The organism is Pontibacter sp. GD7, from assembly GCF_058216375.1.
In genome coordinates this window covers 118,355-134,884 of record NZ_JBYZMP010000009.1, presented here as the reverse complement: position 1 = coordinate 134,884, position 16,530 = coordinate 118,355, and the positions used below count along the sequence as shown (strand labels likewise).

Genomic DNA, 16,530 nt, shown 5'->3' with positions numbered 1-16,530 from the left:
TAATACAACGGGCAAACCTGGCTGGTATGGCAGTTTAACGGAATAGGTGCCGGAATGATACACTGCCTGTAGTATAACCCTTGGGTATGCCTGAGTTTTATACTTTGGCACTCCTGCAAAAGTATGCTTACCTGTACAGCCACACCCGCATCAGGGAAAGCAGCTGCTCCATGTTCACGGGTTTTGTCACGTAGTCAGACATGCCGGCCTCCAGGCTGCGCTCCCGGTCTCCTTTCATGGCCTTGGCAGTAAGGGCAATAATAGGCAGTTTGGCATACTTGTCATTCTTTCTTATTTCCTGCGTAGCCTCATAACCATCCATTTCAGGCATCATGATATCCATCAGCACAATGTCTATATCCGGGTTGTCTTTCAGCATCTGTATGGCTTCTTTCCCGTTCTCTGCCGTCAGGCATTGCATGCCCTCGTCTTCCAGCGCATTGGTAAGCGAGTAAATATTACGCATGTCATCATCCGCGATCAGTACTTTTTTATGTTGCAGCACTTCGTCTGTTTTGTGCAGTTTGCGCAGTATCTGGCGCTTCTCCTTTGGCAACCTGGCCTCTACGCTATGCAGGAAAAGCGTTGTTTCGTCAAGCAGGCGTTCTGCGGAGTCTACAGTCTTCAGTACCACGGTGCTGGCCAGCTTATTTAACCTCGAGGCTTCGTCGCGGCTTAATTCCTTGCCAGTATACACGATCACAGGTATTCTGCTAAGCTCTTCGTTGGCTTTTATCTTTTCAAGCAACTCAATGCCCCCCATGTCAGGCAGGCCCAGGTCTATGATGATGCAGTCAAACTTCTCTTTTTGCAGCATCGAAAAGGCCTCTTCGCCGGTGTAAGCAGAGAAGCATTTTACCTCGCTGTTGCTTACCAGTTCCCGGATTACCTTGTTCTGCATCTCATTATCCTCTACAATAAGCAGCTTTTTCAGTTTTCTGCTGATAAAGTCCTCTATCCGGTTAAAGGACGCGTTCAGGTCGTCCTGCGTGATGGGTTTCCTGATAAAATCAAAAGCCCCCAGGTCAAAGCCTTCGCTTCTCAGGTCTTGGCCCGAGATAGCCTGAACAGGAATGTGACGGAGCTCCGGGTCGTTTTTCAGGTGCCGGAGCACTTCCGTCCCGTTCATCACTGGCAGTTTCATGTCCAGTATGATGGCATCCGGAGTGTAGTGCCTGGCAAGGCTGAGTCCGATGTTACCCTGGTGGGCAAGTATACCTTTGTAGCCTCTTTCCCTAACAAAATCCAGCAGCAGTTGGGCAAACTTCTCATCGTCCTCCACGATCAGGATAACCTTGTCGTTTTTCTGGATAGAGTGCCTGTCATCTGCCACGTTCTCATGCAGCGCTTCCACCTCAGCTTGTTTGCTCTCGGGTATAGGTAACCTCACAGGCCTGGCTTTTACCGTGATCTCTTTTTCGGTGGGTGCGGCCAGCGAGGTATCGTAAGTATAAGGCAGATAAAAGGTAAAGGTGCTGCCCTGGCCCTCCTGGCTGTCAAGGAGTATCTCGCCTCCTAAGGCATTTGCCAGTTCACGGCTAATAGACAGGCCCAGGCCAGTGCCGCCATACTTGCGTTTTGTAGAGCCATCGGCCTGCTGAAAAGCCTCAAAGATCACGCTTTGCTTGCTTTCGGGTATACCTATGCCTGAGTCGGTTACGGCAAAGGAGATCACTTTGTCCAGTTCGCGCAGGTTTGTGTTTTTAAGGCGGAGCGGAGGCACGGATTTGTGGATGTCCAGCGTTACACTGCCCTGCCTTTCTGTAAACTTGAATGCGTTGGAAAGCAGGTTCTTCAGTATCTGTTCCAGGCGTTGCCTGTCGGAAGTTAAAGTATAGCCTGTTTCGGAGGGGTTGTAGTTTACTTTAAAGTTGATGCCCCTGCTGCCTGCCACCTCTCCGAAAGTAGCCTGCAGGCTTTGCGTGATAGTGGGAATCTCCACCTCTCCAACTTCCAGCTCTATTTTACCAGACTCTACTTTAGACAGGTCCAGTATCTCGTTAATGAGGTTGAGCAGGTCGGTGCCGGAGTTGTAAATGTTGCGGGCATACTCCACTTCCTTTTCGCCGAGCACCTGGTTTTTATTCTCGCTAAGAAGCTGTGCAAGTATAAGTATACTGTTTAGCGGCGTGCGCAGCTCATGCGACATGTTGGCCAGAAACTCAGATTTATACTTGTTGGAGATCTCCAGTTCCCTGGCCTTCGTCTCAATTTCCATGTTGGCCGCCTCCAGCTTGTTTTTCTGCTCCTCCAGCAAATTGGTCTGCTCTTCCAGTTCCTCGTTTGTCTGTTGCAGCTCTTCCTGCTGTGCCTTTAACTCAGCCTCCGACTCCTGCAGCAGGTTTGTTTTTTCCTGTAGTTCCTCGTTTGCCTGCCTTAGCTCTTCTTGTTGGGCCTCCAGTTCCTCGGCCTGTCGCTGTGTTTCTTCCAGCAGCTCTTTTAGTTGGGCCGTTGACTGGGCCGAGTGGAAGGAAATACCGATGTTCTCTGCCACGATTTCCAGAAACTCCATGTCATGAGCCGAAAACTCACGGGCCGATCCAATTTCTATAACTCCTTTCAGTTCGTGGTCGTGCAGGAAAGGGTAAATAATGATGTGCCTGGCCGATGAACTGCCAAGGCTCGAGCTGATCTTGATGTAATCGTCCGGGATCTGGCTAAAGCTGATAGGTTTTTTTTCCAGTGCGGCTTGCCCAACCAGGCCCTCACCGATTCTGATCTGGTGGCTGTTGTTCCCGTTCCGCTCAAAGGCATAGCTCCCGGCCAGCTGCAAGTGCTCATTCTGGCTCAGGTAGATGGCGCCTATCTGCGCGTTTAGGTAGGTTGTAAGCTGCTGTATTACTTTTTGGGCAAGGTCCTGGATGTCCTGCTCGCCACGCATCAGGTCGTTCAGTTCACTGTTGCCTGTCAGCAACCAGTGTCGCAGCTCGTTCTCCCGCGAAAGCTCCTGCAGGTTTCTCTTCATGTTGTTGAGCGACTGGCCCAGTACGTCGTTTTTGCTGCGCACATGAACTACAGGCGTGTAATCGCCGCGGCCAATCGTTTCGGCTGCATCGGCGTAATTTTTAGATACCTGTATGAGCTTGTCGAAGGAGTAGGCCAGGTTTCCGATCTCATCTCTGGAGCGGACAGAAAGGCTCAGGTCCAGTTCTCCTTTTGAGATCTGGTCGGCAGCCTGCTTTATCTCCACCACGGCATTTACAATGTACCTGATGGTGTAATACAACAGCAGTGAAATAAGCAATAACACAACTGCAGTAATGGCAATGTTGCCCACTACCGTGCCGGCGATTTCATCAAGCTGCTCCTCGGCGGTTTGCCTGATGGATAGGGCGGACCTGTCTTCTACCTCTTTCAGCATGTTCAGGTAGGCCACGCCGTTAAGCCACCACTCTTCCTCAGGGTAAGGAAACTGCGCCAAAGCAGGATTGCGGAAAGCAGCGGTTAAGATCTCGTTTACTTTTTGGGCGGCTGGTGCTGCTGTTTTGCTGGTGTGGTAGGCCAGTAACTTTTGGGAGGCATTCTTTCTGAAGTTCTCGAGGCTGGCCTCATACTTGCCCTTGATGGCGGCAAACTGCCCGTAACCATCTTTGTCGAAACCGCCTTTGAGCAGCGCCTGTTTCAGGTTGGCACGTAACTGCCCAAACTGCTCTTTACTGTGCAGCAGGAAAATATGGGTGTTGAGCTGGTTCTTTACTTCAGGGCTTTGGGAGTATAAGGCCGTTTGGTTTATCTCATCGATCAATGTACTGTTAATCGCGCTCAGTGCTATTATCACGCTGTCTGGGGCCACATTTAAGCTGTTGATGCGAGCTCTTAACCCAGGAATGGTCTCCAGTGATTCCAGCAAATCCGTTACACCGGTATCCTGGCGGGCTAATAGTTTTTCAAGCTCAAAAATGGATTGGTCGGTGAGTTGCCGCTGCTGGAAAAGTTCGCTTTTTTCTTCCTTGCCCTCACTCAGGATATAACCAAGCGAAAAGCCTCGTTCCTGCTGTATCTGGTGAAGCACATCTGAGATGGCCTCAAACTTTAGCGTGTCATCGTATACCTGCTGTACCCTTTGCTTGGTTTCTATCTTCTCAAGTATATCAACCAACAGAAAGTAAAACAGCGCAATTAGCGGAATAAGCGAAATGATCAGCAGTTTATTTCTGATGGAAAGGTCCCGAATAAATTTCATACTTTTCCTGGGGTATAGGGTGAGTTGCTGCTCGCAGCCTGATTATCAATAAATAAGCTCTACTGCAAAATACTCTTTTTTTCTGTTTCAGGATATCGGAAGGTATATAATTTCATGCATTGCTTCCTTTACAGGCCTGTAGCGGCATAGTATAATTTTGCTGCAGTGCATAGGCGGCCTGGGTGTTGCTACAGGGCCATAAAAATATAAAGCCGCACCAGAAAGTATGGTGCGGCTTTATATATGAAATGTAAGGGCAGTGCCCGTGCAGTTAAAATCTTATTGTCCTCTGCTGTCGATGGTGCAGGTAGTGTTAATGCCTCCGCGCACGTTGTACACAGTCGTTACTTTCAGGTAATCAACGTCAGGCAGAATTCTGCTCAGGTCCTCGTAAACATAGGCCGTGATGTCTTCCTGCGCGGAGCCGATATTTCTCCAGGACAACAGGTAATACTTCAGGCTTTTCAGTTCAAGTATGTGCGAGCCCGGAACGTATTCTACGCGCAGTGTGCCAAAGTCAGGCAAGCCGGAGAACGGGCACAGCGCAGAGAACTCTCCCGGTTCAGTTTCATACACAACCACCTGCTTTGCCTTGTGCTTGTAGGGCATCACATGTATGTCTTGCTGGCGGGTATCCGGCGAGAAGAACAAGCCAAATTTGCCATCAGGCTTAATGCCATACTCAGCCATGTAATCCAGGGCGCTGCTGGTGTGCTCTAGGGCTTTTCTGTAAGTGTCTTTTAATTGTTCCTTAATATCAATCTGTTCTGTACTGTTCATCACTTTAACTATGCATGATTTTTTGGTTCAACAAAGTTAGTACTTAATTGGTGCTATTTGCATAAATATATCGGCATAAGGAATGAAAGTGCTATAAACAAAGTTAATTTATGAGTAAATTGCGGGGTTAATGGCGCATCGGCTTTTAAAAGCTAAAATGTTGGCTGATAAAAGTATAGCAGACAAGTTGCGCTCAAGATTTAAAGCCGGGCTGGATTTATACTTTGGCCAGGCATTTACAGGAAGTATGAAAGTTGCCAAAAGATTTAGATGGGAGGGGGCGCACAGGTTGCCCTGGCACACAGACGGTTGCCAAAACCTGCACGGGCACTCTTACCAGATGTGGGTGGAGTTAAGTGGCCCTGCCTGCAGCAATGGCATGCTGATCGATTTTAAGGAGATCAAGAAAGTACTCTCTCCGTTGGTAAAGGCATGGGACCATGGTGTGTTGGTTGCCGAATCCGATACAGACCTACTTCAGGCTGTGGCACTGCTAAAGTCGAAGCACTTTGTGCTGCCCTACGATACCACGTCCGAGAATATCTGCCAGTTCGTGATCGATTACCTTGGCAGGCATGGGTTGGATATTTTGACAAAGTATAACATCGAGAGTGTTTATGTAAAGCTGCAGGAAACGGAAACCTGTTACGCAGAGCATGAAGTTAAGATAGCCGCATTGCTGGCTGATAAAGTAGAAAGATGTGTTGCAGAGGCAGTTACTCTATAGCACGTCAGTTTTTATTTACAAGAATCAATTATGTCTTTAACGACAGATAAAGCCCTGGTGCTTTTTTCGGGTGGCCAGGATTCCACTACCTGCCTTTTCTGGGCAAAAGAGCAATTTAAGAATGTTGAGGCGCTTGGCTTTAAGTATGGCCAAAAGCACGAGGTTGAGTTAAAGCAAGCGCAACTGATCGCTGAAAAGGCGCAGGTGCCTTTCCACGTCATCGATATCAGCGGCATGTTGCAGGGGTCAGCCCTTACGGAGCACGACAAGGATATGTCGGCACCGCATGAGCTCAACGAGGCTTTGCCGGCCTCTTTTGTGCCTGGCAGAAACGCTGTTTTCCTGACCATTGCCATCAGCCATGCTTTTACAAGAAACATAACAGACATTGTAGGAGGCATGTGCCAGGCAGATTACTCGGGTTACCCGGATTGCCGCCGCGTGTTCATCGATTCGCTGCAAACCACTATGTCGCTGGCCCTGGACAAGGATATCCGCATTCATACTCCGCTTATGTATAAGAGCAAGGCAGAGGCCTGGAAACTGGCTCACGACCTGGGCGTGTTGGATATTGTGCGCGACATGTCGCATACCGATTACAACGGCGACCGCACCACTTATAATGAGTGGGGCTACGGCAAGCTGGACAATCCGGCATCTATACTTCGGGCCAAAGGCTACGAGGAGGCTAAGGCAAACGGTTGGTTAGGATAGGAGAGGGAAAGACACATGAGCACTGAAATATTAAAAGCGAAAGCTACAAAGTATAGAGTAAAATCGGTTTGGAAAACACTGCAGGGAGAGGGTTTGTTTGCAGGCCGGCCTGCGGTATTTGTGCGAATGGTGGGCTGCAACCTGTGGTCTGGCTACGCCGATACCCGTGACCGCGATGCTGCACGTACCGGTGCCAACTGCCCATTATGGTGCGACACCGATTTTACCAAAGAGGGGAGCAAAGCCTATACTGCCAAAGAGTTGGCCACAGAAATGCGCCAGGTGGGAGGCGATGTGAAATTTTGCGTGGTTACCGGTGGCGAACCGCTGCTGCATTTAGATGCTGAATTGGTGAAGGCCTTGCACCAGGAGGGCTTTTTTATCGCCATCGAGACCAACGGCACCGTAAGTCTGCAGGAGTCTTGCCAGGATAAACTGACCGGAGAACTTGTGGCCCCCGACTGGATTGTATGCAGCCCAAAGTTACCTGAAGAGCAGTTAACGCTTGAGTACTTTGATGAACTGAAACTGGTACTGCCAGATTATCACCCGGAGAAGTATAGCAACTTTGCCCAGCGCCAGCGACAACACCAGGTGCAAGGCGACAGGCTGCCATTATTGTGGCTGCAACCAGAAGACGGGGCAAGGCTACAGCAGGCTACCCAAATGGCTATTAACTTTGCCCTGGATAATCCGGAGTGGCGGGTATCGGTGCAAACACATAAAATATTGAACGTAGAGTAAGCAATACTTTAGTTTAATGTAATATCAAAACAGCCTCTTAGAGTTTACTAAAATCCATACTGCATGCCCTTGCTGCGTGTTATCACCAGCAAGTAAAAAGCCAGTGCCTTTTAATTGTTGGTGAAGAACACCAGCAATGGCGGGGTCAAATTTTTATACAAAACTCTAAACAGCTTCTTTCATATCATTAAAAGTATAAATTCAGGGTTGGGTTGCTAAATCCCGGACAGGGTTTTAAAGTTAAACTATGATATAAGTATGGAATTGCAAGGCTGGTGGACCAAAGACGAAGAGGGTTACATGGAATTCGAGACATCTCAGTTGCAGCGAATTTACGAAGCAATAACCGACAGCTACCACGAAGTATACAACGGCTTCCTGGATGAGTTTGACGATGAGGACGAAGCTCACTACAGGTCACAGGAACTTGGCTATGAAATGGTGATGGACTACAAGCAGATTAACGGGGCCGATGAGTTCGCCACCACTTACATTACCCCACACTACGTAGCAGACCTCTGGTACGAAACGGACGAGGATACAGGCAAAAGAGTATACGACAGAGGGTTTATACGAATTGTGAAGAAGTAGCTAAGGAGTTGTAAAAACCTTTGTTTGTGCCCAACTAACTATGTCTTGCCAGGTCAGTTAAGTCAGAGACTTAACACCATTTCAAACCAAAAGTTGAAAACTTGCGGTAGGGAGAAAGAGAATGAAACGACCCTGTCTTTAAAAGAGGAGTTTAGACTGGAGATCACCGGGGTTCCCAAATTACCAATACTTCAAATGACCTCGCAGCGTGCGCAGCTCCTGCGAGCGTCTAGATTATGGTACCGTTGAATTGTCTTTAAATCCGCCGCATCGAATTCTTTTGGTACATGGGTTGGTTTAAAATCTCTTCCAGATATTGCTTTTCGCCATCTGGGTTAACTACCTGCTCACAGTAATTGTGATGCGCCAGTGCCCGGGCTCTTTGATCTCATATTCCATTCTGCTTTGCATTAAATCATTGGTGCCGATAGTGGCCGGAGTGGAAAACTGCACACTGCCCTGGAATGGGTAGGCCACCTCACGGTGCCCCATAAACATGCCACTGTTCACTATAGCGCCGCTGGAGCCTGCCAGTATCACGTCCTGAGGAAAAAAGGCGCCGGTGGATATGATCTTATACTCTACCTGAAGTTGTTTGCTGTCTGCCACCTTTGTGAAAGTAACACGGTTGATGTTCATCTTGCTGATGACCTGATAGCCTTTGGTGCTGGCCTTTCGCTTGTCGAAGTACTCTACGTCTGGTGCGGGGATGGCCGGGGGCACAGCAGGGGCCGCGTTCAGGGCATGTCTGCGTTTGCCCAACACATAAAAAGCTGAGGCCTGCAGGGTGATCAGTTTTTTCCAGTTCTCTTTGTCGATCAATTCTCTAAAACCCTGGTTAAATCGCGCGCCCAAACCAAGCCCGGATTCAAACTGGTATCCCAATCCGCCAGCAAAGCCAACATCAACCCGCTCTACAAGGCGGCTCAAATTGCGGCTGTTTTGGTGGTAGCTAAATGTGCCATTTGTATTGGTGGTACGTGTTTCGGTGCGCTCCCCACTCAGGAAGAAAGAGAACTGCGGACCAGCCTCAACATAAACTCCCTTAGCTTCCAGTTTAACCAGTAAAGGCACTTCCAGGTAATCGATCCTGTTTTTCTCCTGATATTTGATCGTATCACCACTCCTTTGTTCTTGCGGTCTATTTCATAGCGATAGCCCTTCTGGGAGTAAAGCAGCTCGGGCTGCATGTAAAGCTTGTCGCCTATCTTATGCATAATAAAAAGGCCGCCATGCGCCGACTGTTGCCAATCGTAAGAGCCTTTTGTTGTACTGATGCCGTTAATCTTGCTGTAACTCCCGCCAACCCGCAGCCCTGGCAGCGTTTGGGCTGCAAGCAGGTTTATACTGAAAAAGAAAAATAGAAAGGGTAAAGTCTGCTTCATAAAAGTAAGTGCAAAGTATACTATAATAACGAATCAAGTTAACATAATGGGTGTCTAATTACAAGCCTTGGGTATGAATTTAAGTAAGTGATACTCAGGTTTGTGTGATGCTGTTTGAGAGGAAAGTATAAGTAGGCGGGGGAGAGGCAGACAGCAGGTATTGCCTTAGAAAAACGACAGGATAAAGTCTTCCGGCCAGAGCCACAAAACCAGCAGTCCGCCTGCCAGCACAATGCCAAACAATATGGTAATTCTGGCAAATACTTTGGTGTTGCCCAGCACTCCCACCAATGCCCCTTTAAACACAAGGTTCGAGAGTGCCGCTACAAGTATGACTTTCCAGCCGTTCTGCACCTCCAGGTTTCCTATGTTCATGAGGCGTGCCGTAGAAAGTGTAATAGCGTCCACATCTGTCAGGCCGGAAATGATGGCTACTATGAACAAACCCTTGCTTCCCAGCTGATCTTTGGCGAAGGCCGTGGCAAGTATAACAAGGGCATAAACAGCTCCGAAAACAAGTGCAGTCTTAAACTGGGCTGGGTTGCCTTGTTCGGGCATGGTGTCGTGCTCTTTCCTGCTAAAGATATAGGTAACGGCGCCAATTATCAGCATAAGTATAAGCAAAGCTGCCAGCGGAGGAAGCACTACACCTAGGGTAGATGGCGCAACCACCGCCACCTCCGTAATGATCCGGACCACCGACACCACAGTAGCGATGAAGATCACCATAGCGGCCAGGCTGGTGCTTGTATCACTCTCTTTTGTGCGACGCGCGTAACTGACGGTAGTTGCCGTGCTGGAGATCAAGCCACCTAAAATGCCCCCTAACAAGGTGCCGGCCTTACCTCCAAATATCTTGTAGGCAAAATAGGCAAGCAGGCTTATACCCACGATCAGCACCACCATCAGCCAGACATTATGGGGGTTCAGGACATCGTAAGGGCCATAGGTTTCATCGGGAAGTATGGGCAGTATGATCAGCAGGATAACCACAAACTGCATGATGGCCTTTAGGTCTTTTTCGCCGATACGCTCTACTATGCGGTGCAGGGTTTCTTTAAGATGAAGCAAAACCGCTACTGTGGCGCCAACAGCAATGGCAACCGTGCCGCTGCCCATCATGGTGTAGGCTCCTACGCCATACATCAGCAAGGCGGCAGCTTCAGTTGTAAGGCCAGGATCAAAATGAGGGTTTTTCCTTTTCAGGATGTTGGCAATTGCTACCAGTATCGTAACGCCCAGCAACCCCACTGCTATGATCCAACCGCCAAAATGCTGGCCGAGCAGGGCCGCAACCGACCCAAACAGGGTGATGAGTGGGAACGTGCGTATGCCAGCCAACTCCGACTTCTCGTGCTGGCGTTGCAAGCCTACAAGTAAACCTAATCCAAGCGAAATACCCAGCTTCAGAAATAACTCTGACTCCATAGATCAGTAAATGGTGCTGCCTTATATACTCCTGAAAAAGATAAAAGTATAGCCATGGCTATACTTTTATACTTGCATACTCATAAAGGAGAAATATATGCTTTAAGGTTTTATTTCCTGCAGAAGGTTGCTGCTAAGTCTTTTTAACTCTGTTTCAGCAGTTTTGGCCTCATACTTTATATCAATAAGCCTGTTCTCGGCTAAGAGCTGGTTACGTTGTGCCTCACGTAACTCGATGGCTGTAAGTAGACCAAGCTTGTAGCGCTCCAGGGCAATGTTGGCATTCTCCTGGGCAAGTTTCACGTTAGACTCTTCCAGTTCCAGGAGTTTTAAGCGGTTGGCATACTGGCTGTAAGCCCTGGCCACCTCTGCCTGCAAGCGATTCTGTTCTCTTTGCAATTCAAGGTTGCTGGTTTCCAGGTTTATGCGTGCATTCTGGGCCAAACGGTTAATATTGAAGCCGTTGAAAATAGGCACATTAAGTGTCAGGCCATAGTTGTAGCCATGGTTGCGGTTAAACTGCGCCTGGAACTCGTTTAGCGGCTCAGCCTCTGAGCGTGAGAAGTTGTAGGCACTCGCGATACCGATAGTCGGGAACCGGCTGGCCCTGACTGCTTTAATGTCCAGTACAGCGATTTCGCGGTTCAACTGCAGCCGCTGCAACAGTGGGTTAGAAGCCATTAAAGCATTATCAACCTGGCTATAGTTCAGCGTATGGTCCACCTGGATAGAATCAGTGGCTATGAAAGTAGTGGTAGGGGCACGGCCCAGCAACTGGTTCAGGGTTATTTTTGCGTTATGCAGGGCTTCTTCCTGTCTCAGCAACTCTGATCGGTCAGCATTGAAGTCAACCTGCGCGCGCAGTATCTCAACTTTTGCCCGAACGCCAACCTCATACTGTGCCTGTGCCAGATCGATGCGTTGCTGCGAAATGGCAATGGCATCCTCCAGGGCCTGTATCCTGCGACTTTGGCGCACCACCTCATAGTAGGCATCCGAGATATCGGCTACAGTGTTCTCTATTACTTGTCTTGTCAGCAGCTTGCCGGACTTCTCCAGTGTTTTTAATCTGTCCAGCTCAATGAACATGCCCATACCATCAAAAATGGTCCAGTTAAGGGCTACACTGCTGCTGATGTTGTTGGAGGTGGCGCCTGTACGCACCACAGGTGGCCTGGCCTGGAACTCCTGTCTGGAGTTGTTCTCGCTGAACGTGCGGCTTGCACGGCCATCAACGTTTGGCAGGAAACCGGCGTTACCCAATGTGACATTGTTTTCAGCAATATCTTCCTGCTTGTCTGCAATCCTGATATCATAGTTCTGTTGCAATCCTATCCGGATCGCTTCCTGAAGTGTAAGCCCTTCCTGGCTATAGGAGGTGGCTGGTAAAAGCAGCGCTGCCACGGTAAGCAGTAGCGCTGCTGTTTTTAACGGAGACATTAATCGTTTATCCAAGGTTGGTTGTAAAACGGAAGTTTCAGATTATACTTTTATTTGGCAAGAACAGGCTCTGGCATCTGCTTTGCCTTCGGGGTATCTTCGCCTTTGTCCTCATCGTCATCCTGCATACGACCAACGTTTGCCTCTGCGGATGAGAAGAACGAGTAAACGGCCGGGATAACGTAAAGTGTCAGGCCGGTAGAGAAAATCAAACCACCCACCACGGCTATACCCATCGACACGCGGCTTTCCGAACCGGCACCCAATGCCAGTGCAATTGGTAAGGTACCAAGTATGGTCGAAAGCGAGGTCATCAGGATTGGGCGGAAGCGCTGCACGGCCGCATCGGTGGCTGCCTCCAGTTTGGTAAGGCCAGCCTCTTTGCGTTGATTGGCAAATTCCACCAGCAGAATACCGTTTTTGGTTACGAGACCCACCAGCATGATCATACCGATCTGGCTGAAGATGTTAAGCGTTTCGCCGAAGTACCAGATGCTGATCAGGGCACCTGCAAGGGCTAGCGGTACGGTAAACATGATGATCACCGGATCGCGGAAACTCTCGAACTGGGCGGAAAGCGCAAGGTATATCAGGCCAAGTGCAAGAAGGAAAGCAAACATTAAGCTACTGGAGCTCTCCGAGAAGTCACGTGACTGGCCTGCCAGTGAAGTCTGGAACGAGTCGTCAAGTACTTTATCGGCGATGCCATCCATGGCCTCTATACCTTCACTAATGGTTTTGCCCTTTGCTAAAGAGGCACTGAAAGTAGCGGAAGCAAAGCGGTTAAAGCGGTATAGTTGTGGAGAGGCGCTTTCTTCGCTGAGCTCGATCAGGTTATCCAGCTGGATCAACTGTCCTGCATTGTTTTTCACATACAGGCTGCGCAGGTCTATCGGGGCAGCGCGGTTTTCGCGTGCTACCTGGCCAATAACCTGGTATTGCTTGCCGTCTTTTATAAAATACCCGAAGCGCTGACCGCTGAGGCCGGCCTGAAGGGTTTGCGCCACATCACGCACACTAACACCCATTGCCTGTGCTTTTTCGCGGTTTATATCTACGCGCAGTTCCGGCTTGTTAAATTTCAGGTTCACATCCACAAAACCAAAGGTTGGGTCCTGGCGGGCAAGGTCCATGATCTGAGGTACGATCTCACGCAGCTTCGAACCATCCGGCGACTGCACCACAAACTGCACTGGCTGTCCGGCACCACGTCCGCCACCCAGGCCCTTATCGCCGCTAGGGAAAGCGCGGGCACCTGTCAGTTGGCCCGTTAGTCTGCTTATTTCCTCCACTATCTCTGTTTGTGACTGGCTGCGTTTATCAGGGGTAACCAGTTTCACGCGCAGGAAACCGGAGTTGGAGCCGCCACCGCCAAAGCCTGGCGAGGTCATGGCCACCATGTTGTCAATGCCTTTGATGGAGTCGTTTACCAGTTGTGTCAGCTCACCCATGTACTCATCCATAAACTCGTACGAAGCACCCTCGGGGCCGGTAACGCTGATGCGCAGGCCATTGCGGTCTTCGTCGGGGGCAAGCTCGGATGGTAGCGTGTTCATGAACATATAAATGGCGCCGGCTGAAACAAGTATGATCACAAAAGCAACCCAACGCACGCGCATAAAACTCTCTAAACTGTTGCGGTAACCATTGGTAAGTGCGGTGAAAAATGGCTCCGTCTTACGGTAGAACCAGTTTGGCCTTTCGCGGTGCTTCAGCATGCGCGAACACATCATGGGCGTTAGCGTTAGCGACACAAAAGACGAAATAATAACAGAGCCTGCCACTACCAGTCCAAACTCACGGAAAAGGCGTCCGGTTATACCTTCCAGGAAGATAACCGGCATAAATACCGCTGCCAGGGCTACCGTGGTGGAGATAATAGCGAAGTATATTTCTGCAGAACCCTTTTTGGCCGCTTTCATCGGTTGCTGGCCGTCCTCAATCCGGGCATAGATGTTCTCCAGCATTACAATGGCATCATCCACCACAAGGCCAATGGCTAGCACGATACCAAGCAGGGTCAGCACGTTAATGGAGAAGTTCATCAGGTACATAATGAAGAACGCACCGATAAGCGATACCGGAATGGCTACCACCGGGATTACCGTAGAGCGCCAGTCGCGCAGGAACAGGAAGATGATGACCACTACCAGGCCAAATGCCACAAATATAGTTTCTTTCACCTCTGCAATAGAAGCCCGGATATACTGTGTGTTGTCAAAGCCGATAACAACTTCCAGATCTTCGGGCAGGTCTTTTTTGATCTGCTCCAGACGCACATAGAACTCATCGGCTATCTCCACTTGGTTAGAGCCTGGCTGTGGTATCAGCACAACACCCACCATCGGGATACCGTCGCGGCGAAGTATGGATTTCTCGTTTTCCGGTGCCAGTTCTGCGTGACCGATATCACTGAATCGGATCAGTCTGTCAGCCTCTTCCTTTACGATCAGGTTGTTAAACTCATCAGGCGTGGAAATGCGGCCCATGGTGCGTACCGAAAGCTCCGTAGTGGCACCCTCGATCCTGCCGGAGGGCAGCTCCAGGTTCTGGCGTACCAGGGCGTTCTGCACCTCGATGGGTGTAACATTCAGCGCGGCCAGTTTATCCGGGTCCAGCCACAGGCGCATAGAGTAGCGTTTTTCGCCCCAGATATCCACGGAGCTCACACCCGGTATGGTTTGCAAACGCTCTTTAAACACATCCTGGGCTATGGCAGAGATATCCAGCAATGAGCGGGTCGGGCTTTTTATACCTACAAATATGATCGGGTTGGCATCAGCATCGGCTTTGGACACCGTTGGAGGATCGGCATTGTCGGGGAGCCTGCGCTGGGCACGGGCCACGCGGTCGCGCACATCGTTGGCGGCGGCCTCCATGTCTACGCCCAGGTTAAACTCTACGGTAATGTTGCTGCTTCCTTCGCGACTGCTGGAGGTAAGCGTACGGATACCGGCAATACCGTTGATAGATTCTTCCAGCGGTTCCGTGATCTCAGACTCGATGGTTTCGGAGTTTGCCCCCGTGTAGCTGGTTGATACGTTTACAATGGGCGGGTCAACGCTGGGATACTCCCGCACCCCCAGAAATGTGATACCAATGATACCAAACACCACGATCGTGATGCTCATCACGATGGCCAGTACCGGACGTTTTATACTTATGGATGATAAGCTTGCCATAAATCAGTTTAATAATCTGTCAATAAGCAGTTTGTGGTGCCTGAGGGAGTATAGATTTATACTTTTATACTTCATCAGGGGCCGCACTCCTGCTTTTTTCGCCAATAAATCAAAATCCGGTTTCTGTAACCGGCCAATGTTTGCACCTGCAATAGTAAGGTCCTCAGGCTCAAGGGCGCCACTGTAATAAAACAGCGGTTGCTTATACTTGTTCTTTAACGGCTGTGGCTTTACATAATGCAGTGGTGCAAGGCTTTTTTTACTTACCGGTCTTTACCTTCCGGATAGACAGGTCGGCGCCAGGGCGGGCCTGCAATACGCCAGACTGAATAACAGAATCGCCGGGGGCTAGGCCTTCCAGTATCTGTATCATGGTTTCGGAGCGTTGTCCGATCTTCACCATTTGTGGTACTGCCTTGCCACTTTTAGCCAGGAACACCTTATGGCCGGTAGCCTCCGGTATAATAGACTCTGTTGGGATAAGGATGGCTTCGTTCTGCTCTTCCAGGTTCAGGTTGATCTTTACGAAAGCACCCGGCTTTACCTCTTCGTTTTTGTTGTCGTAAAGGGCGCGTACCTGCATGGTGCGGGTGGCGGGGTCTATGATAGGCTGCGTGGCATACACAGTGGCCTCATACTCGGTAGGGCTGCCTTCTGCCGTAAACCTGATCTTGTCGCCGGTTTTAACCTGCTGGCTGTAACGGCCCGGTATGGAGAACTCGATCTTTACAGGGCTGATGTCTACAATGCGGGTGATCGGAGTAGCAGCGGAAACATAACTCCCTTCGCTAACCTGCCTTAAACCAACCACGCCATCGAAAGGAGCCCTTACATAGGCTTTGTCGAGGGAGGCTTTCAGGGCCTGGATATCGGCAGTGGCCGTGGCCAGTTGGTTGCTTACCTGGTCATACTCCTGGCGGCTGATGTAATCTTTTTCCAGCAGGGTACGCTGGCGCTGCTCCATTTCGCGGTACAGCTTTTGGTTAGACTGTAGTTTGCGCAACTGGGCCTGCATTTCTGCGGCATTTACGGTAAACAGCAGCTGGCCTTTACGCACGCGGCTGCCTTCCTGGAAGTTGATGTTCGTAACACGGCCGGCAATTTCGCTGCGCAGTTCTACCTCTTCGTTTGGCAACACGGTGCCTGTGGCTGCGATATTGTTTTGGAAAGCAGTAGGGGATACCACAAACACGTCTACGGCTACTTTCTGTGCCATAGGGCCGCCGCCACCTCCACCACCGCCTGCTGCCGGGGCATCGTCGCCGGCAAGTAGCTTGGAGTAAATCAGGTAGCCAACAGCCACCACCGCCACAAGTATTAGTATGGATTTTAAGGGTTTGCTCATGTATGCTTGAT

General features: G+C 49.9%; 11 protein-coding genes and 1 pseudogene. 4 read left to right on the top strand and 8 right to left on the bottom strand.

Annotated elements, in window-relative coordinates:
- Positions 1-127 precede the first annotated feature (127 nt).
- Complete coding sequence (locus tag AC4BAP_RS14535; protein WP_490583394.1) at positions 128-4,183, bottom strand: response regulator; 4,056 nt, start codon at positions 4,181-4,183, stop codon at positions 128-130.
- A gap of 279 nt (positions 4,184-4,462) precedes the next feature.
- The gene (gene queF / locus AC4BAP_RS14530) at positions 4,463-4,963 is read right to left on the bottom strand and encodes a preQ(1) synthase (protein ID WP_490583393.1); all 501 of its coding nucleotides are present in this window, start codon (positions 4,961-4,963) and stop codon (positions 4,463-4,465) included.
- Between the two features lie 157 nt (positions 4,964-5,120).
- Here queF and AC4BAP_RS14525 point away from each other — a divergent pair, with 157 nt between their 5' ends.
- The 4 genes and pseudogenes from AC4BAP_RS14525 (at position 5,121) to AC4BAP_RS14510 (ending at position 7,739) form a co-directional block, all read left to right on the top strand.
- Complete coding sequence (locus AC4BAP_RS14525) at positions 5,121-5,690, top strand: 6-pyruvoyl trahydropterin synthase family protein (RefSeq protein ID WP_490583392.1); 570 nt, start codon at positions 5,121-5,123, stop codon at positions 5,688-5,690.
- Between the two features lie 24 nt (positions 5,691-5,714).
- Positions 5,715-6,404 (top strand): annotated as a pseudogene (gene queC, locus AC4BAP_RS14520) (7-cyano-7-deazaguanine synthase QueC); the annotation flags it as partial.
- A gap of 15 nt (positions 6,405-6,419) precedes the next feature.
- On the top strand, positions 6,420-7,148 hold the full coding sequence (locus AC4BAP_RS14515) for a 7-carboxy-7-deazaguanine synthase QueE (RefSeq protein ID WP_490583391.1): 729 nt from the start codon (positions 6,420-6,422) through the stop codon (positions 7,146-7,148).
- A 258-nt stretch (positions 7,149-7,406) separates the two neighbouring features.
- A complete protein-coding gene (locus AC4BAP_RS14510; protein WP_490583390.1) occupies positions 7,407-7,739 on the top strand; it encodes a hypothetical protein in 333 nt (110 codons plus the stop codon).
- Between the two features lie 339 nt (positions 7,740-8,078).
- On the opposite strand, the gene AC4BAP_RS14505 is transcribed toward AC4BAP_RS14510, so the two are convergent.
- The 6 genes from AC4BAP_RS14505 to AC4BAP_RS14480 all read right to left on the bottom strand — a co-directional run bounded on the left by AC4BAP_RS14505 (position 8,079) and on the right by AC4BAP_RS14480 (position 16,519).
- On the bottom strand, positions 8,079-8,813 hold the full coding sequence (locus AC4BAP_RS14505; RefSeq protein ID WP_490583389.1) for an outer membrane beta-barrel protein: 735 nt from the start codon (positions 8,811-8,813) through the stop codon (positions 8,079-8,081).
- Positions 8,741-9,124 carry a hypothetical protein gene (locus AC4BAP_RS14500; RefSeq protein WP_490583388.1) on the bottom strand — a complete coding sequence of 128 codons (384 nt, stop codon included), beginning with the start codon at positions 9,122-9,124 and terminating at the stop codon, positions 8,741-8,743. Before AC4BAP_RS14500 ends, AC4BAP_RS14505 begins: the two co-directional genes overlap by 73 nt.
- 165 nt (positions 9,125-9,289) lie before the next feature.
- The gene (locus tag AC4BAP_RS14495; protein WP_490583387.1) at positions 9,290-10,552 is read right to left on the bottom strand and encodes an MgtC/SapB family protein; all 1,263 of its coding nucleotides are present in this window, start codon (positions 10,550-10,552) and stop codon (positions 9,290-9,292) included.
- Between the two features lie 102 nt (positions 10,553-10,654).
- Complete coding sequence (locus AC4BAP_RS14490; protein WP_490583386.1) at positions 10,655-12,007, bottom strand: TolC family protein; 1,353 nt, start codon at positions 12,005-12,007, stop codon at positions 10,655-10,657.
- Positions 12,008-12,042: 35 nt separating this feature from the next.
- The gene (locus AC4BAP_RS14485; RefSeq protein ID WP_490583385.1) at positions 12,043-15,174 is read right to left on the bottom strand and encodes an efflux RND transporter permease subunit; all 3,132 of its coding nucleotides are present in this window, start codon (positions 15,172-15,174) and stop codon (positions 12,043-12,045) included.
- A 259-nt stretch (positions 15,175-15,433) separates the two neighbouring features.
- Positions 15,434-16,519, bottom strand: coding sequence for an efflux RND transporter periplasmic adaptor subunit (locus tag AC4BAP_RS14480; protein WP_490583384.1), 1,086 nt, complete (start codon positions 16,517-16,519; stop codon positions 15,434-15,436).
- Between the last annotated feature and the right edge of the window lie 11 nt (positions 16,520-16,530).